Annotated in this window: 20 protein-coding genes; 9 read left to right on the plus strand and 11 right to left on the minus strand. The window is 59.3% G+C overall.

Annotated features, from left to right (window positions below):
• Positions 1-65: 65 nt before the first annotated feature.
• Complete coding sequence (locus DCO47_RS02995; RefSeq protein ID WP_042608639.1) at positions 66-821, plus strand: ABC transporter substrate-binding protein; 756 nt, start codon at positions 66-68, stop codon at positions 819-821.
• On the opposite strand, the gene DCO47_RS03000 is transcribed toward DCO47_RS02995, so the two are convergent.
• From DCO47_RS03000 to gpmI, 5 genes are all read right to left on the minus strand, one after another.
• Positions 802-2,175 carry a Vps62-related protein gene (locus DCO47_RS03000; protein WP_116657405.1) on the minus strand — a complete coding sequence of 458 codons (1,374 nt, stop codon included), beginning with the start codon at positions 2,173-2,175 and terminating at the stop codon, positions 802-804. The genes DCO47_RS02995 and DCO47_RS03000 overlap by 20 nt on opposite strands.
• Positions 2,176-2,293: 118 nt before the next feature.
• On the minus strand, positions 2,294-3,070 hold the full coding sequence (locus DCO47_RS03005; RefSeq protein ID WP_116657406.1) for a divergent polysaccharide deacetylase family protein: 777 nt from the start codon (positions 3,068-3,070) through the stop codon (positions 2,294-2,296).
• Between the two features lie 2 nt (positions 3,071-3,072).
• Positions 3,073-4,392, minus strand: a complete 1,320-nt coding sequence (locus tag DCO47_RS03010; protein WP_042608642.1) for a S41 family peptidase — start codon at positions 4,390-4,392, stop codon at positions 3,073-3,075.
• 31 nt (positions 4,393-4,423) lie between these two features.
• Positions 4,424-5,710 carry a murein hydrolase activator EnvC gene (locus tag DCO47_RS03015; protein ID WP_042608643.1) on the minus strand — a complete coding sequence of 429 codons (1,287 nt, stop codon included), beginning with the start codon at positions 5,708-5,710 and terminating at the stop codon, positions 4,424-4,426.
• A 230-nt stretch (positions 5,711-5,940) separates the two neighbouring features.
• Positions 5,941-7,470: a 2,3-bisphosphoglycerate-independent phosphoglycerate mutase gene (gene gpmI / locus DCO47_RS03020; protein WP_083354002.1), complete on the minus strand. Its 1,530-nt coding sequence runs from the start codon at positions 7,468-7,470 to the stop codon at positions 5,941-5,943.
• 153 nt (positions 7,471-7,623) lie between these two features.
• Here gpmI and DCO47_RS03025 point away from each other — a divergent pair, with 153 nt between their 5' ends.
• Genes DCO47_RS03025 through secB form a run of 3 tightly spaced genes read left to right on the plus strand, consistent with a single transcriptional unit; the run spans position 7,624 to position 8,836 of the window.
• On the plus strand, positions 7,624-8,037 hold the full coding sequence (locus tag DCO47_RS03025; RefSeq protein ID WP_016772116.1) for a rhodanese-like domain-containing protein: 414 nt from the start codon (positions 7,624-7,626) through the stop codon (positions 8,035-8,037).
• 1 nt (position 8,038) lies between these two features.
• On the plus strand, positions 8,039-8,293 hold the full coding sequence (gene grxC, locus DCO47_RS03030) for a glutaredoxin 3 (protein WP_116657407.1): 255 nt from the start codon (positions 8,039-8,041) through the stop codon (positions 8,291-8,293).
• 57 nt (positions 8,294-8,350) lie between these two features.
• A complete protein-coding gene (secB, locus tag DCO47_RS03035; RefSeq protein ID WP_016772114.1) occupies positions 8,351-8,836 on the plus strand; it encodes a protein-export chaperone SecB in 486 nt (161 codons plus the stop codon).
• A 123-nt stretch (positions 8,837-8,959) separates the two neighbouring features.
• On the opposite strand, the gene trmL is transcribed toward secB, so the two are convergent.
• Positions 8,960-9,415 (minus strand): tRNA (uridine(34)/cytosine(34)/5-carboxymethylaminomethyluridine(34)-2'-O)-methyltransferase TrmL, encoded by a 456-nt coding sequence (gene trmL / locus DCO47_RS03040; RefSeq protein WP_065615411.1) that lies wholly within the window; start codon positions 9,413-9,415, stop codon positions 8,960-8,962.
• On the opposite strand from trmL, the gene DCO47_RS03045 reads away from it, so the two are divergent.
• From DCO47_RS03045 to DCO47_RS03055, 3 genes are all read left to right on the plus strand, one after another.
• Positions 9,414-9,854 (plus strand): hypothetical protein, encoded by a 441-nt coding sequence (locus DCO47_RS03045; RefSeq protein WP_116657408.1) that lies wholly within the window; start codon positions 9,414-9,416, stop codon positions 9,852-9,854. The two genes, trmL and DCO47_RS03045, sit on opposite strands and share 2 nt — an antisense overlap.
• A 190-nt stretch (positions 9,855-10,044) precedes the next feature.
• Positions 10,045-11,700 (plus strand): leucine-rich repeat domain-containing protein, encoded by a 1,656-nt coding sequence (locus tag DCO47_RS03050; protein ID WP_165839177.1) that lies wholly within the window; start codon positions 10,045-10,047, stop codon positions 11,698-11,700.
• Positions 11,669-12,058: a hypothetical protein gene (locus DCO47_RS03055; protein WP_133247387.1), complete on the plus strand. Its 390-nt coding sequence runs from the start codon at positions 11,669-11,671 to the stop codon at positions 12,056-12,058. Before DCO47_RS03050 ends, DCO47_RS03055 begins: the two co-directional genes overlap by 32 nt.
• 581 nt (positions 12,059-12,639) lie before the next feature.
• Here the strand turns inward: DCO47_RS03055 and ntrC are convergent.
• The 5 genes from ntrC to glnA form a co-directional block, all read right to left on the minus strand.
• Positions 12,640-14,076 carry a nitrogen regulation protein NR(I) gene (gene ntrC, locus DCO47_RS03060; protein ID WP_016772108.1) on the minus strand — a complete coding sequence of 479 codons (1,437 nt, stop codon included), beginning with the start codon at positions 14,074-14,076 and terminating at the stop codon, positions 12,640-12,642.
• Positions 14,073-15,158, minus strand: a complete 1,086-nt coding sequence (gene glnL / locus DCO47_RS03065; RefSeq protein WP_039756599.1) for a nitrogen regulation protein NR(II) — start codon at positions 15,156-15,158, stop codon at positions 14,073-14,075. The genes ntrC and glnL overlap by 4 nt, the downstream gene beginning before the upstream one ends.
• A 230-nt stretch (positions 15,159-15,388) precedes the next feature.
• The gene (locus DCO47_RS03070) at positions 15,389-16,012 is read right to left on the minus strand and encodes a DUF4124 domain-containing protein (protein ID WP_116657411.1); all 624 of its coding nucleotides are present in this window, start codon (positions 16,010-16,012) and stop codon (positions 15,389-15,391) included.
• Complete coding sequence (locus DCO47_RS03075; protein ID WP_116657412.1) at positions 16,009-16,521, minus strand: DUF4124 domain-containing protein; 513 nt, start codon at positions 16,519-16,521, stop codon at positions 16,009-16,011. Before DCO47_RS03075 ends, DCO47_RS03070 begins: the two co-directional genes overlap by 4 nt.
• Positions 16,522-16,830: 309 nt before the next feature.
• Positions 16,831-18,237: a type I glutamate--ammonia ligase gene (gene glnA, locus DCO47_RS03080; RefSeq protein WP_016772104.1), complete on the minus strand. Its 1,407-nt coding sequence runs from the start codon at positions 18,235-18,237 to the stop codon at positions 16,831-16,833.
• Between the two features lie 327 nt (positions 18,238-18,564).
• Between glnA and thiI the strand changes: the two genes are divergently transcribed.
• Together thiI and typA are read left to right on the plus strand one after the other, a co-directional pair.
• A complete protein-coding gene (gene thiI / locus DCO47_RS03090; protein WP_042608651.1) occupies positions 18,565-20,019 on the plus strand; it encodes a tRNA uracil 4-sulfurtransferase ThiI in 1,455 nt (484 codons plus the stop codon).
• A 139-nt stretch (positions 20,020-20,158) separates the two neighbouring features.
• Positions 20,159-21,979, plus strand: a complete 1,821-nt coding sequence (typA, locus tag DCO47_RS03095) for a translational GTPase TypA (RefSeq protein ID WP_016772102.1) — start codon at positions 20,159-20,161, stop codon at positions 21,977-21,979.
• Positions 21,980-22,118 lie beyond the last annotated feature (139 nt).

Genomic DNA, 22,118 nt, shown 5'->3' on the forward strand with positions numbered 1-22,118 from the left:
GGCCAGTGGACAGCATGGCGCGCCCAAGGCACTCTTGGGCACGCCATGGATTCCGGTAGCCCGACATGATCAAACGCCTGCTTGTTGTTCTCGCCAGCGCCTCATTGTTGTTCATCAGCAATGCCCGGGCGCAAAACAGTCCCGACACCGATCTGGTGCTGCTCACCGAAAACTTCCCGCCGTACAACATGGCGAAGAACGGCAAGAATTTCGCTCAAGGCGAAAACATCAACGGCATTGCCACCGACATCGTTCGCGAGATGTTCCAGCGCGCCGGCCTCACGTACAGTCTGACCCTGCGTTTCCCTTGGGAGCGTGTCTACAAACTCGCGCTGGAAAATCCCGGTTATGGGGCCTTCGTCATGGCGCGCCTGCCCGATCGCGAAAGACTGTTCAAATGGGTCGGACCGATCGGTCCCGATGACTGGATCCTGCTAGCCAAGGCTGACAGCAAGATCACTCTTGAAACCCTCAACGATGCACGCAAATACAAGATCGGTGCCTACAAGGGCGACGCGATCGCCGAGACGCTGACCAAGCAAGGCCTCAAGCCGGTGGTGGTGCTGCGCGATCAGGACAATGCGAAGAAACTGCTCAACGGCCAGATCGATCTGTGGGCCACCGGTGATCCTGCCGGCCGTTATCTGGCCCGGCAGGATGGCGTGACTGGCCTGAAGACTGTGCTGCGCTTCAACAGCGCCGAGTTGTACCTGGCGCTGAACAAGGATGTGCCGGATACAGTCGTTGCCAGGTTGCAGGCTGCGCTTGATCAGATGCGCAAGGACGGAGTTGTCGACGAGATCATGGGACGCTATCTGTAACCACTGGCAACTCTGTGCCTGCCGGCAACGCTGCGACTTCGTTATCCGCTTCGTGATCGACTGTCGCGCTTTGCGTGTGCGTGGCCTCAGCAGGCAGGTCTGTCGCGTTCGGTTGCGGTGGTGTGTACACGCTGAAGTGCAGGTTCCTGCCATCGGTGTAGCTGACGACGCTGCCGATCTGTGTGCCGTCCGCGCGAAGCAGCTTATAGTCACTTTGAGTCAGATACACCGCCATCGAGCTGTTGCCGGCGACGATAGCCGCGACATCGATGGGTGCCGGGTTGAGCCATTCGTTCGAGTGTGTTTCACAGTGGGTAAAGTCATTGTTCAACCGCGCCGAAAACAGAAAGGGTTGCGACAGGTTGCTTTGCCACTGTGCGCCGAACTCGATCAAAGTGGCATTGCTGAACAGGCGCAGTCGGTTGTTTTGCTGCAGGCGGGGTGCGACCCAGCGCACAGTCTTGTTGTTGTTTTCCGTGTTGTGGCAATGGCCAACGAGCTGATAGTGATCCGTGCGCTGAAGCAGATACTCAGGTGACTGATTGAACTGTTGGCGTCGGGTGAGCTGTGGGTCTTTTACGATGAACCATGGCAGTCGAGCGCTGTAAGCAGGTTGCTCGGGCGCCTGCAGGGTGGCTGGTGTTACATCGACAAGGACTGGCGCGGCGGGGCGCGCATTGACGTCAATCACAATCGGGATACGCAGGGAATAAAGGTTGAAATTGGCGGGTTTGGAATAACCGTTGACGCCGACGAAGGTGCCTGGCGCCAGATGGATTTCATCCGCAGGCGCCGAAGGCGGAATGGCACTCCATGTGCTGATGCTTTGTCGGGCCCCACTGCCCTTGTCTGTCCACACCGGTACGTTGAGGCCAGAAGCAATCAAGAGGTCGGCACGGACGCAACGGACAGCATTCAAGGAAGGCTTTCCGTGACCGTCGGAGCAAACCGAACCGAGCGCTACGTACCCTTGCGGAGGAATGGGTCGCCAGATCGCCCCGTCCTTTTTCGAACCTGAACCTGTGTCTTGCCAGATCAGTTCGTAGTCGTCAGGCCGGCGCAACGCGCTGCCTTTTGCGGGGTCTGCACTGGGTGTCGCCGCTTCGCAAACCACGGCCACCGCATGTCTGTCATTAATGTTGTCATGGTCATCAATCGCCACGTCGCCCAACGGGAAATAACCCGGCAGCACATCGGCTGGTGGCGTGGGCCGCCAGAAGGCCGCCGGTTTCACTCGGGAGCCCACGGTGTCCCAGATGCGCAGAAACTCCGTCGTGAAGCTGATCAGCAAGTTGTCGTTTCGGATGGGTTGCATTTGCGCGGTTGGCAAAGCGGCAGTCTCATGAGTAGGCATTGCAATTCCTGATAGTTGTAAGGCGACGCAAGGGCGTCGCGACCTGTTGCAGGTCGCACTATCGGAGACGGGGACGGTTATCGGGTGGTAACTATGTATGTGCCAGCGTCACAGGGTTTTACCGGTAGACGCCGTCCTTGCCATGGCCGGCCATGGCGCGGTTGCTGCGTACGCTGATCATCTGCCGGATATCGATCCAGTCGATGCCCTGCGCTTTGAGCTTGGGCAACTCGCGCTCCAGTACCGCCAGGGTCTGCGGGTACGGATGGCCGATCATCACCGCCGAACCCTGTTTGTGCGCCAAGGCGATCGCGGTCTGTAGCTGGGTGGCAATGGCCGCTTCGGTGCGCTCGTCATCGAGAAACACATCTCGGGAAACGCTGGCCAGATCGATCTTCTGCGCCTGCTGCGCCGCCACGGTCTGCGCACTGGTGCGGCTGTCAACGAAGAATTTGTGACGACGCTGCAACTCACCCATCAACCACGCCATCGCCACCGGTTGCGCGGTCATGCGGCTGCCCATGTGGTTATTGATGCCGGCGGTGAACGGGACTTTTTCGAACGCGGCATTCAGACGTTTCTGCAGTTCTTCGATGGGCAGTTCGGGGTGCCAGGCGTAGGGGCCGGTGGCCGGATCCATCGGCATGTGCAGAATGACGATCTTCCCGGCGCGATGGGCTTCGCGCGCAAACTCGGTGGCGTGCGGGGTATCGGGCATGATCGCCGCTGTGACCGGACCGGGCAGGGCGAGCACGCGACGATCCCGAGGCAGGTTCTGCCCCAGGTCGTCGATGATCAGCGTCAGGTAGGCTTTGTGCGGCAAGGAACTGGCGGGCTCTGCTTGCGCAAAACCCGCCAGACAGCACAACAGAATGCAGAGTGAACGCAGCAACATCCTCAGCGGCCGGAGGTGATGCTCAGGCCTTTGAGCAGGCTCAGGGCCTGGGCCAACTGGTAATCGTCATCCTGCGGCATCGCTTTGGCCTTGCCAGCCGAACCACTCGGCTTGTCGGCGCCGCCGTTGCCGTTGCCCAGGTGACCTTGCAGGTCCGCTTCCTTGAAGTACTCGCTGTCGGCTTCGTTGGTGATCTTCGCGCGGCGCACTTCAATGTCCGGGACGATGCCCTGGGCCTGAATTGAGCGGCCATTGGGCGTGAAGTACAGCGCGGTGGTGATCTTCAGCGCGCGATCATTGTTCAGCGGCAGAACGGTTTGCACCGAGCCCTTGCCGAAGCTGGTGGTGCCCATGACCACGGCGCGTTTCTGGTCCTGCAGGGCGCCGGCGACGATTTCCGAAGCCGAGGCGCTGCCACCGTTGATCAGCACCACCATCGGTACCGCTTCGCTTTCATCCTTGCCGGTGGCGGAGAAGCGCAGCTCGGAATTGGCGATGCGCCCCTTGGTGTAGACGATCAGGCCCTTGGTGATGAAATGGTCGACCACTTCAACCGCCGATTGCAGCACGCCGCCCGGGTTGTTGCGCAGGTCGAGAATGATGCCGTTGAGCTTCTTGCCGTTGTCCTTGCGCAGCTTGGCCAGCGCCTTGGAGACTTCTTCGCCGGTCTTGACCTGGAACTGGGTAATGCGGATGTAGCCGTAGCCCGATTCCAGCAGCTGCGCCTTGACGCTCTTCACCTGAATCACCGCACGCGCCAGGGTCACGTCGAATGGCGTGCCGCCGTCGCGAACCAGAGTCAGGGTGATCTTCTGGCCGATCTTGCCGCGCATCTTGTCGACGGCTTCGGTCATGGTCTGGCCGCGGGTTGGCTGGCCGTTGATCTTGACGATGAAGTCACCGGCCTGAATGCCGGCCTTGGATGCCGGGGTGTCATCGATTGGCGAGACGACCTTGATGAAGCCGTCTTCAGCACCGACTTCGATGCCCAGGCCGCCGAACTCACCGCTGGTGCTTTCCTGCAGTTCGGTGAAGTCTTCCGGGCCAAGGTAGGCCGAGTGCGGATCGAGGTTGCTGAGCATGCCCTTGATCGCGTTTTCCAACAGGGTCTTGTCGTCCACAGGTTCGACGTACGCGGCTTTGATCCGGTCCATGACCTCGGCGAAGGTGCGCAACTCTTCCAGCGGCAACGGCGCCTTGGCGGTCGCGGCAGTGCCTGCCGGAGCGACGGTCGGGGCCGGTTGCGCGGCGAACGCCAGAGGCGCGCCGATCACCAAGGCGATCGTCAGGGCCAGCGAGGTAAGGCGGGACAAATGCAGCATGTCGAACGAACTCCTGAATTAGGTAACGTGCTTATCCTTGCGCACGACACCATTGCGCCGGATCACTCGGGTGACCCTGCTGACGAATTGCGAAATACAGCGCTGGCGTGTCCTGACCGCCACTGTTACCGACAGTGGAAATCGACTCGCCAGCCTTGACCACATCACCCGCCGACTTGAGCAGCGTCTGGTTGTGACCGTAAAGACTCAGAAAACCGTTGCCGTGATCGAGGATCACCAGCAACCCGGCACCGCGCAGCCAGTCGGCAAACACCACGCGCCCACCATGTACGGCATGCACCTGGCTGCCGGCGGAGGCGCTGATCATCACGCCATCCCACTTGGTGCGGGCATCGTCGCCGCGGTTTTCACCGAAGCGTGCGAGTAATCGACCATCAACCGGCCACGGAAGTTTTCCCCGGGTTGCAGCAAAAGGCCCGCCAAACGTTTCGCCGCTGCTCGATACCAGCGCGCCGGGGCTTGATCTGACGGGTTTTCGTGGGGCGTCGCTGTTTTCAGCCTGCGCCTCACGCAAACGCTTTTTTTCCGCTTCCTGCTGGGCGATCAGCGCTTTCTGCCGCGCTTCTTCTGCCTCACGAGCCTGACGGGCCAGGGTTTCTTCAATGGTTTTAAGGACTTTAGACAGGTCTGCCTGATCCTGCTCGCGGGCGGCCAGTTTCTGGTCGCGGGCCTTCACGTCGTCATTGAGTCTGGCGAGAACCTGCTGACGCTCCTTGCGGACTTTCTCAAGTGCTTCGCGCTGGGTGTCGAGGTCGCTTTTCTGTACCAGCAACTGAGCCTGCTGCAGACCGATGTCTTTTTCGACATTGGCCAGTTGGCGCAGGGTTTCGTTGAAGTTCTTCAACTGCTCCAGGCGTGCCTGGCTCAGGTAGTCGTAATAGGTGAGGGTGCGGGCGAATTTCTCGGGATTCTGCTGGTTGAGCAGCAGCTTGAGGTATTCCTGGCGACCGTTCTGATAGGCCGCTCGGGCCTGAATGGCGATCAGTCGCTGCTGTTCAGTGCGCGCGCTCTGGAGTTTTTTTTTCTCTGCATCGAGCCGCTGCAGCTCGGATTCGCTTTTCTGCAGTTCTTTCTGCAGCGCATCGACCTGTTTCTGCAGCTTGCCCATCTCGGTTTCAGTGCCCTTGAGCTCCTTCTGCACGCCGGACTTTTCTTCCTGCAGCTTGCCCAGGAGCTTCTTCAACTCGGCAATATCCTGACGCGTGGCGTCCAACTGCTGTTGGGTTTGCGCGCGCTCGTCGGCGAAGGCCGGCTGGAGCAGACAGGTCAGAGCAAGGGCGATCAGGACGCGAAGCATAGGGGCGGGCGGCACCAGGGTAAGGGACGGCCTAGTATGCCCGCCCGAGGCTGCAAAAAAAACGCCCAATTGGGGCTGTGTGATAACTGGACAGAAAAACACCGAAAACCAGTGTAGGAGTGAGCCTGCTCGCGATGACGTACTCACATTCAATAGAGGAGTTGACTGTCAGATGGCTATCGCGAGCAGGCTCACTCCTACAGGGTTTTGCGGTGTTTTCTGGATTCTGGTCAGACCAGGATCGACGTCCCGGTCATCTCCGCCGGTTTTTCCAGACCCAGCAGCATCAGCATGGTCGGTGCCACGTCCGCCAGCACGCCGCCTTCGCGCACCTTCAGGTTGCGTTTGCCGACATAGATGAACGGCACCGGCTCGGTGGTATGCGCGGTGTGCGCTTGGTGGGTTTCTTCATCGGCCATTTTTTCGACGTTGCCGTGGTCGGCAGTGATCAAGGCTTCGCCGCCGACTTTTTCCAGCGCTTCAACGATACGACCGACGCAGGTGTCCAGGCACTCGACCGCTTTCACCGCGGCGTCGAACACACCGCTGTGGCCGACCATGTCGCCGTTGGCGTAGTTGACGATAATCACGTCGTAACGCTGGTTTTCGATAGCGTCGACGATGCGGTCGGTGACTTCCGGCGCGCTCATTTCCGGCTGCAAATCGTAAGTAGCGACTTTCGGCGACGGGATCAGGATGCGCTCTTCGCCCGGGAACGGTTCTTCACGACCGCCGGAGAAGAAGAAGGTCACGTGCGCGTACTTCTCGGTTTCAGCGATGCGCAGTTGGGTCTTGCCGTTTTTCGCCAGGTAATCGCCGAGAACGTTTTCCAGGCTGCCGGCAGCGAAGGCCGATGGTGCCGGAATGCTGGCGGCGTACTGGGTGAGCATGACGAAACCGGCCAGCTTCGGCTGACGGGCGCGCTCGAATTCCTTGAAATCGTCTTCGACGAACACCCGGGTCAGCTCGCGGGCACGGTCGGCACGGAAGTTCATGAACACCACGGCATCGCCGTCTTCGACTTTCACCGGCTCGCCGATGGAAGTGGCTTTGACGAACTCGTCGCTCTCACCACGGGCGTAGGCGGCTTCGAGGCCTTCCTGAGCGGTGGCGGCGTTGAATTCGCCGTTGCCGTCGACGATCAGGTTGTAGGCCTGAGCGACACGGTCCCAGCGGTTGTCACGGTCCATGGCGAAGTAGCGGCCGATGATGCTGGCGATACGGCCCTTGCCGAGTGCCTGGAAAGTCGCGTCGAGCAGTTCGATCGACGAAGCAGCGCTTTTTGGCGGTGTGTCACGACCATCAAGGAAGGCGTGCAGGTAGATTTTTTCCGCGCCGCGCTTGAAGGCCAGTTCGGCCATGGCGATCAGATGGTCCTGGTGGCTGTGCACGCCGCCATCGGACAGCAGGCCCATGAAGTGCACGGCTTTGCCGGCGGCTACGGCTTTATCCACAGCGGCGCAGATAGTCGGGTTCTCGAAGAACTCGCCGTCGCGGATCGCTTTGGTCACACGGGTGAAGTCCTGATACACCACGCGCCCGGCGCCGAGGTTCATGTGGCCGACTTCGGAGTTGCCCATCTGCCCGTCCGGCAGACCGACGTCCATGCCGCTGCCCGAGATCAAGCCGTTCGGCACCGTAGCCCACAGACGATCCAGCACAGGTTTCTTCGCCGCGAACACGGCATTGGATTCGGGGCTGTCGCTGTGACCGAAGCCGTCGAGAATCATCAGGACCAAAGGTTTGGGCGTAGTCGTCATGGAATCCACTCGTGGCTGATAAAGAAGAGGGCGATGGAAAACGGAGTTGGAGTTTAAAGCGAAGTTCCGACCGCGTCACCGCCGGACGGGGTTTGGCCGACCATAGTGGCTGTGTATACTGGCCGACATTTTAACGCCCTGGAACCTCCTTCGATGGTTGCTCACCTGATTGAATTTGCCACTAACCACTACATTCTTGTCGGTATCTTCGTCGTACTGCTGGCTCTGTTGCTGGCACACACGATGCAGGGCGGCGGTAAAAGCCTGAGCACCGGCGAGCTGACCGCACTGGTCAATAAAGATGCAGGCGTGGTGGTGGACATCCGTCCGGCCAAGGATTATGCCGCTGGCCACATCGTTGGCGCGGTGAACATCCCTCAGGACAAACTGGCGGCCCGCGTCGGCGAGCTGGAAAAGCACAAGGCCAAGACCATCATTCTGGTCGATGCCCTCGGTCAGACCGCCGGCACCCACGCCCGCGAGCTGATGAAATCCGGCTTCACTGCCGCCAAACTGTCCGGCGGGATTTCCAGCTGGAAGGGCGACAACCTGCCGCTGGTGAAATGACATGAACAAAGTCATCGTCTACTCCAGCGACTACTGCCCTTACTGCTCGCGCGCCAAGCATCTGCTCGCGAGCAAAGGTGTGGCCTTCGAAGAGATCAAGGTCGATGGCAAGCCGCAGCTGCGTGCCGAAATGACCCAGAAATCCGGGCGCACGTCCGTGCCGCAGATCTGGATCGGCGCAAAGCACATCGGCGGTTGTGATGATTTGTATGCTTTGGAGCGCGCCGGCAAACTCGACGCGCTGCTCAAGGCCTGAACGGCTGCACCCACGTACAGCACTCCCTAAAAGACCCAAGATCGATAAGGATCTGAGATGACTGACCAACAGAACACTGCAGCCAGCGAAGAAGAAACCGCACCGCAATTCTCCTTGCAGCGCATCTACGTACGCGACCTGTCCTTCGAAGCCCCGAAAAGCCCGGCAATCTTTCGCCAGCAGTGGGATCCGGCGGTCGGTCTGGACCTGAACACGCGTCAGAAAGCACTGGAAGGCGACTTCTACGAAGTGGTGCTGACCCTGTCGGTGACCGTGAAGAACGGTGAAGAAGTAGCGTTCATTGCTGAAGTGCAGCAGGCCGGTATTTTCCTGATCAAGAACCTCGACGCGGCTTCGATGAGCCACACCCTCGGTGCGTTCTGCCCGAACATCCTGTTCCCGTACGCCCGCGAAACCCTGGACAGCCTGGTCACCCGTGGTTCGTTCCCGGCGCTGATGCTGGCCCCGGTCAACTTCGATGCTCTGTACGCGCAAGAGCTGCAGCGCATGCAGGAAAGCGGCGAGACGCCGACCGTTCAGTAAGACGGTTCAGCGACACCCCATGTGGGAGCGAGCCTGCTCGCGAAAGCGGTCTGTCAGACACATCAATGTTGCCTGACACGCCGTAATCGCGAGCAGGCTCGCTCCCACATTTGTTTTATGGCGTTACTTGAAATCGTTCTGGCGCCACGCTTCGTACACGGCGACCGCCACGGTGTTGGACAGGTTCAGGCTGCGGCAGCCTTCGCGCATCGGCAGGCGCAGGCGCTGGTCGGCAGGCAGGGCGTCGAGCACATCCGCCGGCAGCCCACGACTTTCCGGGCCGAACAGAAACGCATCGCCGGGCACGAATGCGGCATCATGGAAAGGCCGCGAACCCTTGGTGGTAAACGCGAACAATCGCGGGTTGCCCAGGCTTTCCAGGCAACTGGCCAGGTCTGCATGACGTTGCAGCGTGGCATATTCGTGGTAGTCGAGACCGGCGCGGCGCAAACGCTTGTCGTCCATCTCGAAGCCCAGCGGTTCGATCAAATGCAGGTGGCAGCCGCTGTTGGCGCACAGCCTGATAACGTTGCCGGTATTCGGCGGAATTTCTGGTTGAAAAAGGATGACGTGAAACATGCACGGCTCCGAAGGTAAAGATGAGCGGCATTCTACGCCGCCTGTGGACAACCGTTCGAAACTATTCCCGCGAGTCATCGGTTCGCTGGCGATTGTCGGGTTGATGATCGGTTTGATGATCGGCCGCCTGACGACGCCGGATCCGAGCGTGTTGCAGCAGGTAGAAGTGACCGATAGCGGTTTGGTGGTTTGGTTCAACAACGAGCCGAAGCTGCACGGTGAGATCATCGATGGCACGGTGGCGTTGTTGTTTCAGGCCGAAGGTCCGGCGCAGAAAGGCCAGCTCAAGCTCAATGGCAAGGACGTCAACTGGCGCGTTCGTAAAAGTGACGGTGGGTTATTGTTGACGGTGCTGGCAGCCCGGCCGCTGCAGGGCAATTGGCTCGGCAGTGAGGTCGATGACCGCTGGCGGCTGGTGATTCGTTTGCAAACGAACTGATTGAAATCCTGCCGTCCTCCTCGAGACCCCTACGCTTCCTGACGTCGTTTCCCACTGCGCCTGTCTGGTTTTCCACTCTCCTTGAAATGCTTGCACACGCTATCGTGCGATCCTCTTCAAACCGGCAGGATGCCGAAAGCCTTCGCCCCTTGCTCGACTGCCAGGGGTGACCTTTTCAAGGATGAACAACATGCCAGTAAAACCACCTACCGGTGGCAGCACCCCCGTGAAAGTGGATGCATCGACCAGCCCGACCCGACCGGCCGAGGTGGGCACACCGCTCCCCGGCCCATCGGGCCGTAGAGATTTTGGTTCAGGACTCTCCCTCGATGACCTGCGGCCGCGCCCGGGTTCGTCCAGCGCTGTTGACGCAGATGCCGCTGGCACGACCCCGGCGGTCATTATTCACGCGGCCCCTGTTGAAACGCGTTTGCTTGCGCCTGGACCGGCGCTGGACGATTACGTAATCAATGCCCGGGCAATTCTTCCAGAAGTCAACAGTGAAGGTTTAACGGTATTCAAGAAGCGCACCTACGCTGAAGTGGCCGATGGCGAATTTGTGCTTGTCGCCGTGGATCCGGAGACGGGACTGCATCGAGCCCGGCGGCCAAGCGATTTGCTTCCAGGTCCGGTAATGCTGCGTGATGCCACTAGCGGTTTTTGGTACCCGCGTACGGTCGTTGAGCCAGCCACCCGAGCGCAGGTCCGAAGTTATCTTCCGGACATGAGCGATCAACACGCGGATGATTTTATCGCCCGGTTCGATGACAAGGACGTAGCGGATCTTGAGCTCAAGCGGATTCAGCTTGGGCTTGCGCAACTGGGCAGCGAAAACGTCTGGTTCCCGCACTTTCAGTCTCGCGAGGCCTGGGGTAGTGAAAAGCAGGCGACGATTGACATGTGGAGCACGTTACGCCAGTTGTACAAGTGGCAAGGTCAGCCTGATCTGCGGGTCTATCGTGATGGGCAGCTGTCGGGGTACAAGCTGGATATGAATCTCATGCTATGGCCGGTCGAGAGGCTGCATTCATTGAAATTCAAAGCAGTCGTCGAGCTTTCTTTAAGAGGAAATGCGCGGCTGAATCCTGAGGTGTTTTTTGCGCAGTTTCCCAACATTGAAAGCCTGACGGTAACAAGCGCGCAGTTTGCCACCGGGCTACATGCCTGGAACAACGCTGCTGGGCGTTATCAGTTTCAGATACTTCAATCACGACTCGAGATAAATTCGCGCTTTGCGACGCTATTGAACGGCCTGTCCCGTTTACGAGTGCTGAGCCTGCAGGATTGCAACTTTCCCGCACGGTTTTCGGTGAGCGGCATGACGCAATTGCAAGTGTTGAGGCTTGGGAACACATATGGCATGGCAGATCTTGCTGGCGTGGTGGCCGGGTTGCCCAGTCCTTCGCGCTTACAGGTGCTTGACCTGCATAAGAATAATTCTTTGCTGGTGGCGCCTGACATTACCCGGATGACCGAATTGCGTGTGCTGGATCTGACAGGAACCGGAATAAACCGTCTCCCTGGCGGGCTTGGTGCAGATAACGCGCGGTCAAGACTGGAAGTATTGAGACTGGGTGACAATGCGCTGTCGGTCGCACCATCACTCAAAGGAATGACTGCACTGCAGGAGCTGGATCTTTCCAATGCAAGGTTAGACAGTTTCCCGGAGGGCATCACCAGCGAGATTCCCGCGAAAGTGTTGAACCTGGCGAACAACCGCATCTCGTCGATTCCCGAATCCGTTGAACTCAGAGCCGGCTTCAATCTCATCGGCAATCCAATAACGGATCCGGCTTCGCTCCGCCGGCTGATACATGCACGTATCACAACAGGCACCGATATCTAATGATCGCTCGGCAAACCTTTGGCTGCGCAATGTGCCGCCGGGGAAAGAATTAACTGAAAAATTGGAGCTCTGGGACACCTTCGGTTCTCGGCCCGGCCTGCTGGACGCGATCCGGAGATTGAGTCGTACACCCGAATTTCATGTCGAGCATCCGCTAACGCAACGGCGCGTCTGGTGGTTCCTGAAAATCTACCGTGGGCGCGGCGCTGGCGAGCAGGCACGGCTCGACGACATTTTGCTCCATGAAACCAGCCCCGGAAAAATGCTGGACAGGCTGGAAGCCGAGATCCGGGAATATGACTCGGGGCGGCAAAATCCGCCTCTGCATCATTTGCCCAAGCGTCCGAGGCTTGATTAGCGCCGGGCTGAACACCTCAGCTGGCGGTGTAAAAGCGGGAATCCCTGACCTGCCTGTATCAGGGTTCCCAAAAGGATGGACTTCGCTGTTGGCGGCGGTCCGGTGTAAAGAGGGAACCCCCGGCCTGCCTGTACCAAGGATCCCAAAAGGGTGGGCTCGCCGCTTTGTGCCGTGAGCCCGGTGTAAAGAGGGGAATCCCCGGCCTGCCTGTACCAAGGTCCCCGAAACGGGTGGTGAAACGAATCACCTGTCAGAGGTATTGCAGGGGGCGTGCCAGGTTTTCATTTGTTGAAACAAAAAGCGCCTGCGAGATGCGAAAGCCCCGGAATTCGGGGCTTTCAGTTATTCAAAGATCGGATTTTCCAGCGCTTTCAGCTGTCGCGGTGACAATGCCGCTGTGCGCGATCGCAGGTCGTCGTGCATTGATGCGGTGCACGGAGAAGCCAATGTGGGAGCGAGCTTGCTCGCGATGGCGTCGGTTCAGTCACTGAGCCGCTCAATGACCTGACGCTTTTGCGAGCAAGCTCGCTCCCACACTTGATTACGGATGACCACAAATAAACTGTTCTACCGAAGGCCGATTACCCTTCCTCGCCCTCATCATCATCCCCACCATCAACCTTCATCCCCAGTTCCTTGATCTTGCGCGTCAGGGTATTACGCCCCCAGCCGAGCAAAACGGCAGCATCACGCCGGCGCCCGGCGGTGTGCTTGAGCGCCGTCTCGATCATGATCCGCTCAAACGCCGGCACCGCGCTGTCGAGCAGGCTCGACTGGCCACGGGCCAAGGCCTGATCGGCCCACTGGCGCAGGGCCTGTTCCCAGTTAGTCACGGGCGCCGAGTCCTGCGGCAGGTTGAGCAGCTCTGGCGGCAAGTCGCTGATGTGCACTTCACGGCCGGAGGCCATGACGGTAATCCAGCGGCAGGTGTTCTCCAGTTGACGCACGTTGCCCGGCCACGGCAGGTTCTTCAGGTATTCCTCGGTCTCGCTTTTCAGCAGCTTCGGCTCGACTGCCAATTCCTGCGCGGCACGGCTGAGGAAGTGCCGGGCCAGCGTCGGGATGTCTTCACGACGATCCGACAGGCGCGGGATGTGGATACGGATCACGTTGAGGCGGTGGAACAAGTCCTCACGGAATTTGCCGGCGTGAACCAGGGTTTCCAGATTCTGGTGGGTGGCGGCGATGATGCGTACATCGACTTTGACCGGCACATGCCCGCCAACGCGATAGAACTCGCCATCGGCCAGGACACGCAACAGGCGGGTCTGGGTATCCGCCGGCATGTCGCCGATTTCATCAAGGAACAGCGTGCCGCCATCGGCCTGCTCGAAGCGACCGCGCCGCAGGTTTGCGGCGCCGGTGAATGCGCCTTTCTCGTGACCGAACAGCTCCGATTCCATCAGATCCTTGGGAATCGCCGCCATGTTCAACGCGATGAACGGAGAAGCCGCGCGCGGGCTGTGGCGGTGCAGGGCGTGGGCAACCAGTTCTTTACCGGTACCGGATTCGCCGTTGATCAGCACGGTGATGTTGGAGTGGCTCAAGCGACCGATGGCGCGAAACACTTCCTGCATCGCCGGCGCTTCGCCGATGATTTCCGGAGTACGGGTCAGCGCCGGCACAACTTCCAGGCCTTGCTGCTCCTGCGCATGTTGATTGGCACGCTTGACCAGCGACACCGCTTCATCGACGTCGAACGGCTTGGGCAAGTACTCGAAAGCGCCGCCCTGATAGGAGGCGACAGCGCTGTCCAGATCGGAATGAGCGGTCATGATGATGACCGGCAGCCGTGGGTGCTGTTCGCGAATCCGCGCCAGCAGATCCAGGCCACTGGCACCCGGCATGCGGATATCGGAAATGATCACGTCCGGCTGCTGCCGGGCCAGACGACTCATCACGCCATCGGCGCTGTCGAAGCTCTGGGTAGTCATGCCTTCCTGCTGCAAGGCCTTTTCCAGAACCCAACGGATAGAACGGTCGTCATCGACGATCCACACGGTTTCACTACGGCTCATGTCGATGTGGCTCCTTGTTCCAGTGGCAGGAAGATCGAGAACGTGGTGTGGCCTGGATGGCTCTCACACTCGATCAGGCCCTGGTGCTGACTGATGATGTTCTGGGTAATGGCCAGGCCTAGCCCGGTACCGTCCGGGCGACCGCTGACCATCGGAAAGAAAATGGTTTCCTGCAGTTCCGCCGGGATGCCCGGACCGTTGTCGATGATCTCGATCTTGGTCACCAGACGATGGCGGATATGGCCGATGGTGAACTGGCGCATGGCGCGGGTGCGCAGGCTGATGCGGCCAAGGCGCAGTTCGTTCTGGCTGCTGATCGCCTGCATCGCGTTGCGCACGATGTTCAATACCGCCTGGATCATTTGTTCGCGGTCGATCAACACGTCGGGAATGCTCGGATCGTAGTCGCGCACCAGAGTGATGCAGCCCTGGCTCTCGGCTTCGACCAATTGGCAGACGCGTTCGAGGACTTCATGAACGTTGCACATCGCCAGCGAGGGCAGTTTGTTCGAGCCGAGCATGCGGTCGACCAGATTGCGCAGGCGGTCGGCCTCTTCAATGATCACGTTGGTGTAGTCGCGCAGGCTTTCTTCCGGCAGCTCGCGGGCCAGCAACTGCGCGGCACCGCGGATGCCGCCGAGGGGATTCTTGATCTCGTGGGCGAGGCCGCGCACCAGCATCTTGCTGGTTTCCTGCTTGGACAGCTGCGCCTCTTCCTTGGTGATGCGCAACAGGCGATCACGCGGGTGCACTTCAAGCAAAAGCAGAGTCGCGCCGTTGCTGAGGATCGGCGTCACCGCGTAATCCACGGTCAAAGTCTGGCCGGTGAGGGCGGTGAGCATCGCTTCACGCTTGGTGAACGGGTGCGCTTGCTCGACCGCTTGGCGCAGGGAGTTGAGCGCCTCGGGGGATTCGGTGAACAGCTCGCTGATGAACTGGCCGTGACTGCGTTGACCGCTGACGGCCAGCAGCATCTCCGCCGCCGGGTTCATGTACTCCAGGCGCAGTTCTGCGTCGAGCAGGATGGTCGCCGTGGTCAGGTTGTCGAGCAGCAAACGGTGGATAGCGTCGCTTATGGTCATCTGGACCCCTTTTGGAGCAAGGCGTGCGCGAGAACAAAGCGCTGATAACAGGAAAATGCAAAAACCAAACCAAGGCTCCGAAAAGAAGCGTTTAAGCCCTGAAACAGGCGTTTGACGCGCGTTTGTATGGCACGAAGCCAGCTCAAACGGGAAGTTTCGAACCAAAATGGGTTGAGTGGTGGGCAGGATGCAGTTTAGTGCACCAATAGAGTGCGCATTGCGGATGGGCGTTAAAAGAAGCGCAAAAACGGATTTTTCGGTTCTTCAGGTTTGTCCTTGAGCGGGCATTCCGGGCGGGCGCCGTAGTCGTCGGCCACGCAGGGTTTGATCTGGCGTTTCTGCGCCAGGGAAATGCGCAGCATGTGAAACGGCTGATTGGCGGTGCGCTCCACGGTACGCCCGGCGGCGTCGAGAATCTCGATTGAAAGGCTGTGGCTGCCGCGATCGATATTACTCAGGGCAAATACCGGACTGACGCCGGGCTCGCCCGTGGCCTTGCCATCGAGCAGCAGGCGATAACGATGGCCGCTTTGCAGGCCGGGCTCGCTGGTGACGCTGACGATCAGCTCGCCGGCGCTGCTGCGCAGAGTAGCGTCGGGCTCCGGAATCAGAATGCGCAGCATGTCGTAATGAAAGGGCGGTGGTTCGGCGGATTTTTTCGCCGTGGTGATCGGCGCGGCGGTGCTGGCAGGGACGGCCATGCGATTGCTGGTTGCGATGGGTACACGCTTGGCATTCGCCCGGGGCTGGTCGGTGTAGACGCGGTTGCCCTGTGCGTCGACATAGGTAAAGACCTCGGCCGAGGCGGGCAGCGCCATCAGCGTCAGGATGAGTATCAGTCCTGCGCGGATCATGGCGTGTGCACGCGTTGCACGGTGAAGACGGCTGGCGGGCTCTGCTGGATGACGGTCTGGCCGTCGATCACTTGCACCGCCAGGCGATGTTCGCCGCGATCGATGTTGACCAGTTGCAGAACCGGCACGTTGCTCGGCTGGCCATAGGGTTGATCGTCCAGCACCAGTTTTAGTTGATGCGGCGGTTGCAGGCGCGGTTTGATCAATACGTTGACCGTGAAGGTGCCATCGTTGGCGCGCAGGGCCTCGTCAGTGGGCAGGCCGGCGAGCTCAAGGATTTCGTAAGCGTTGCGCGGAGGCTGGCGCTCATCGGGACTGGGTGCTTGCGGAGCGCTCGGTGCTTGCGGTTCGACCCGATTGAGGGGCGGCAAGTCGACCGGTTGCGCCTGCACGCCGTCCGGCGGCTGGTTGCTGTATGCGGTGTTGCCGTTGGCGTCGGTGTACTTGTAGATCTGCGCAGCGGCGGGCAGGGCGATCAGCAGCAGAATGTAGAGAAACGTGCGACCCATGAAATCGACCGGGGTTGGAAACTGTGGGTAGCAGCATAGGACAGGTGAGGCGGTTGGCCCAGCCCGGTGCAAGTTCCCAAAGTGCCCTCACCCTAACCCTCTCACAGAGGGAGAGGGAACCGACCTTGTTGTTTGCATGAGTTACAGCAACCTGAAATTCCCCTGTGAACTCAGGTTTTGAAGAGCATGAAGATCAGTTCCTTCTCCCTCTGGGAGGGGGTTAGGGTGAGGGGGCTTTTGATCTGCAATGAAAAAAGGCCTCCCGAAGGAGGCCTCTTTTGTCACGCCGCTTTGCGCAGCGCTACCGGATCAGCAGCTGTAGTACAGCTCATATTCCAGTGGGTGTACGAAGGTGCGAACCTTGATTTCTTCTTCCGATTTCAGCGCGATGTAGGCGTCGATGAAGTCGTCGGAGAACACGCCGCCCTTGGTCAGGAACGCGCGGCCCTTGTCCAGCTCTTCCAGGGCTTCTTTCAGGCTGCCGCAAACCTGTGGAATCTCTTTCGCCTCTTCAGGCGGCAGGTCGTACAGGTTCTTGTCGGCGGCATCGCCTGGGTGGATCTTGTTCTGGATACCGTCCAGACCGGCCATCAGCAGGGCTGCGAAAGCCAGGTACGGGTTGGCGGCCGGATCCGGGAAGCGCGCTTCGATACGGCGGGCTTTCGGGCTCGACACGTAAGGAATGCGGATCGACGCGGAACGGTTGCGCGCCGAGTAGGCCAGCATTACCGGCGCTTCGAAGCCTGGTACCAGACGCTTGTAGGAGTTGGTCGCCGGGTTGGTGAAGCCGTTCAGGGCCTTACCGTGCTTGATGATCCCGCCGATGAAGTACAGAGCGGTGTCGGACAGGCCGGCATAGCCTTCGCCTGCGAAGGTGTTCTTGCCGTCTTTCCAGATCGACATGTGTACGTGCATGCCCGAACCGTTGTCGCCGTACAGTGGCTTCGGCATGAAGGTCGCGGTGCGGCCGTAAGCGTCGGCCACGTTGTGCACAACGTATTTCAGGGTTTGAACTTCGTCGGCCTTCTTCACCAGGGTGTTGAACTTGACGCCGATTTCGTTCTGGCCGGCAGTTGCCACTTCGTGGTGGTGAACTTCAACCGACTGACCCATTTCTTCCAGTGCGTTGCACATGGCGGTACGGATTTCGTGGTCGTGGTCGAACGGTGGAACCGGGAAGTAGCCGCCTTTCACGCCTGGACGGTGACCCTTGTTGCCGCCTTCGATGTCCTGGTCGGACATCCACGAACCTTGCTCGGAGTAGATCTTGAACATCGAGCCGGAGATGTCCGACTTGAATTTCACCGAGTCGAAGATGAAGAATTCTGGCTCTGGACCGGCGAATACGGTGTCACCGATACCGGTGGCTTTCAGGTGCTCTTCGGCGCGCTTGGCGATCGCACGTGGGTCGCGATCGTAGCCCTGCATGCTCGAAGGCTCGATGATGTCGCACACCAGAATCAGGGTTGGGTCTTCGGTGAACGGATCGAGTACGGCCGTTTCGTCGACCGGCATCAGGATCATGTCGGAGGCTTCGATGCCTTTCCAGCCGGAGATGGAGGAACCGTCGAACATCTTGCCGACTTCGAAGAAGTCGTCATCCAGCGCATCGCGAGCCGGCATGGTCACGTGGTGCTGAGTGCCTTTGGTGTCCGTGAAGCGCAGATCAATCCACTTGACGTCATGATCTTTGATGAGTTGAACCGACTTCGACATAGTGTCCTCCGGGTGAATTAGGGCGGGTAGTGGATGCCCTTAATAATGGTGATGCCGGCGCGAATACTCTGCCAAGGCAACCTGCCTCACAAGGGAGCAAATTGCATGCCAGTGCCCCAGCATGGGTTTTTTGCGCCAAATTCACGCTTATTAAGGTGCGCAAGCTACTGAATCGACAAATCTCGCCCCGTAATGTTGCGTTTGAATTCAGAAATGACCTGTTTTGGTGCGTGCAAAACCTTCTGCACATTAACTGGTTAAACCTTGAGCAATTTCCGCTATAATCCGCGCCCCCCTTTTTCGGCTGGCCGTTCGCGCGCTGTTTTCATGAAACTTATCGTAAAAGTCTTCCCCGAGATCACCATCAAAAGCCGACCTGTCCGGACGAAATTCATCCGCCAGTTGGCCAAGAACATCCGCACCGTGCTCCGTGACCTGGACCCGGCCGTGGTGGTGAACGGCGTGTGGGACAATCTCGAGCTGGAAACCCGCGTCACCGACCCCAAAGCCTTGAAAGAGATGGGCGAACGCCTGACCTGCATGCCGGGCATCGCGCACTTTCTGCAGATCGACGAGTACCCGCTGGGCGACTTCGACGACATCACCGAAAAGTGCAAACAGCACTACGGCGATGCGCTGGCCGGGAAGATTTTCTCGGTGCGCTGCAAGCGTGCGGGCAAGCATGCGTTCAGCTCGATGGACGTCGAAAAATACGTCGGCAGCAAGCTGCGTCGTGAGTGCGGTGCAGCCGGAATCGACCTGAAAGCGCCGGAAATCGAAGTACGTATCGAAGTTCGCGACAAACGGTTGTTCGTGATTCACAGCCAGCACAACGGCATCGGCGGTTACCCGCTCGGTGCGCTGGAGCAGACGCTGGTGTTGATGTCCGGCGGCTTCGATTCGACCGTGGCGGCTTACCAGATCATGCGCCGCGGCCTGATGGCGCATTTCTGCTTCTTCAATCTCGGCGGGCGTGCCCACGAATTGGGCGTGATGGAAGTCGCGCACTTCATCTGGAAGAAGTACGGCAGCTCGCAACGCGTGCTATTTGTCAGTGTGCCGTTCGAGGAAGTGCTGGGCGAAATTCTCGGCAAAGTCGATAACAGTCATATGGGCGTGGTTTTGAAGCGTATGATGTTGCGCGCCTCGTCCGAGATCGCCGAACGCCTGCACATCGATGCGCTGGTGACCGGTGAAGCGATCTCCCAGGTGTCGAGCCAGACGCTGCCGAACCTGTCGGTGATCGACTGCGTGACTGACAAGCTGGTGCTGCGGCCGCTGATCGTCGCGCACAAACAGGACATCATCGATACCGCCAACGAGATCGGCACCGCCGATTTCGCCCGGCACATGCCGGAATACTGCGGTGTGATTTCGGTCAACCCGAAGACCGCCGCCAAGCGTGGCCGGGTTGAGCACGAAGAGAAAGAGTTCGACATGGCGGTGCTCGAGCGTGCGCTCGCCAACGCCAAACTGGTGCCGATCGATCGGGTGATCGACGAATTGGGCCAGGATTTGCAGATTGAAGAAGTCAGCGAAGCGCTGGCCGGTCAGATCGTGATCGACATCCGCCACCCGGATGCCGCCGAGGATGACCCGCTGGAACTCGCCGGCATAGAGGTACAGACGATGCCGTTCTATGCAGTGAACGCACGTTTCAAGGAACTGGACCCTACTCGCCAGTACCTGCTGTATTGCGACAAAGGCGTGATGAGTCGCCTGCATGCCCACCATTTGCTCAGTGAGGGGCATGCCAATGTGCGCGTTTATCGACCGAGCTAAGTGCCCGGGGCTGTTTGCCTGTGGCCTGCGTCACCGGCCCCCCGACACCGCCGTCAAGCTGTAACGGCCATGCCGGACACTACTGCTAATCGCTGCCATGACTTGTCAGCAAACCGAATCCTCTGATCGAGATACACAAGTGATCGAAAATCTACGCAACATCGCCATCATTGCCCACGTTGACCACGGTAAAACCACCCTGGTAGACAAACTCCTGCGTCAATCCGGCACTCTGGAGCGCAACGAGCTCAACGACGAGCGCGTGATGGACTCCAACGACCAGGAAAAAGAGCGCGGTATTACCATTCTGGCGAAGAACACCGCCATCAACTGGAACGGCTACCACATCAACATCGTGGACACCCCGGGCCACGCCGACTTCGGCGGCGAAGTTGAACGCGTAATGTCGATGGTCGACTCCGTTCTGCTGCTGGTTGACGCTCAAGACGGCCCTATGCCGCAAACCCGTTTCGTGACCAAGAAGGCTTTCGAAGCCGGCCTGCGTCCAATCGTGGTGATCAACAAGGTTGACCGTCCAGGCGCGCGTCCGGACTGGGTTCTGGACCAGATCTTCGACCTGTTCGACAACCTCGGTGCGACCGAAGAACAACTGGACTTCCAGGTTGTTTACGCTTCGGCCCTGAACGGCATTGCCGGTCTGGACCACACCGCCATGGCGGAAGACATGACTCCGCTGTACCAGGCAGTAGTCGACCACGTTCCGCCTCCGGCCGTTGACCGTGACGGTCCGTTCCAGATGCAGATCTCCGCGCTGGACTACAACAGCTTCCTGGGTGTTATCGGTGTTGGCCGTATCGCTCGCGGTCGCGTCAAGCCGAACACTCCGGTTGTCGCCATCAGCGCCGACGGCAAGCGCCGCAACGGTCGTATCCTGAAGCTGATGGGTCACCACGGTCTGCACCGCATTGACGTTGACGAAGCAGCAGCCGGCGACATCGTCTGCATCAGCGGCTTCGACGAGCTGTTCATTTCCGACACTCTGTGCGATATCAACACCGTCGAGGCGATGAAGCCGCTGACCGTTGACGAGCCAACCGTTTCCATGACCTTCCAGGTCAACGACTCGCCATTCTGCGGTAAAGAAGGCAAGTTCGTGACCTCCCGTAACATCAAGGATCGTCTGGACAAAGAGCTGCTGTACAACGTTGCACTGCGCGTTGAAGAAGGCGACTCGGCTGACAAGTTCAAGGTTTCCGGCCGTGGTGAGCTGCACCTCTCGGTACTGATCGAAACCATGCGTCGCGAAGGCTTCGAGCTGGCCCTGGGCCGCCCTGAAGTGATCATCCGTGAAGTCGACGGCGTGAAGCAGGAACCGTTCGAAAACGTCACCATCGACATCCCTGAAGAATCGCAGGGCAAGGTCATGGAAGAGATGGGTCTGCGTAAGGGCGACCTGAGCAACATGGTGCCGGATGGCAAGGGCCGTGTTCGTCTGGAATACAACATCCCTGCTCGCGGTCTGATCGGTTTCCGTAACCAGTTCCTGACCCTGACTAACGGTGCTGGCATCCTGACCTCGATCTTCGACCGTTACGCTCCAGTGAAGTCGGGCCACATGTCCGGCCGTCAGAACGGCGTTCTGGTTTCGGTTGAAACCGGCAAGGCTCTGACCTACTCGCTGGAAACCCTGCAGGCTCGTGGCAAGCTGTTCGTAGAACACGGCCAGGAGATCTACAACGGTCAGATCGTTGGTCAGAACAGCCGCGACAACGACCTGGGTGTCAACCCAACCAAAGGCAAGAAGCTCGACAACATGCGTGCTTCGGGTAAAGACGAAACCATCGCTCTGGTCCCACCTGTTCGCTTCACTCTGGAACAGGCTCTGGAATACATCCAGGAAGACGAGCTGTGCGAAGTCACGCCTAAGTCGATCCGTCTTCGCAAGAAGATCCTCGACGAAAGCGAGCGTACCCGCGCTGCCAAGAAAGCCAAGGCGTAATTCAGCCCTGGAATAGAAAACGCCCCCGGTCGCGAGACCGGGGGCGTTTTTGTTTGTCCGGGATCAAAAGCCCCTCACCCTAACCCTCTCCCAGAGGGAGAGGGGACTGATTGGGGGATGCTCAGGAGATGCATCGACC

It is taken from the genome of Pseudomonas sp. NDM, from assembly GCF_003105095.1.
GTDB classification, from domain to species: domain Bacteria; phylum Pseudomonadota; class Gammaproteobacteria; order Pseudomonadales; family Pseudomonadaceae; genus Aquipseudomonas; species Aquipseudomonas moraviensis_A.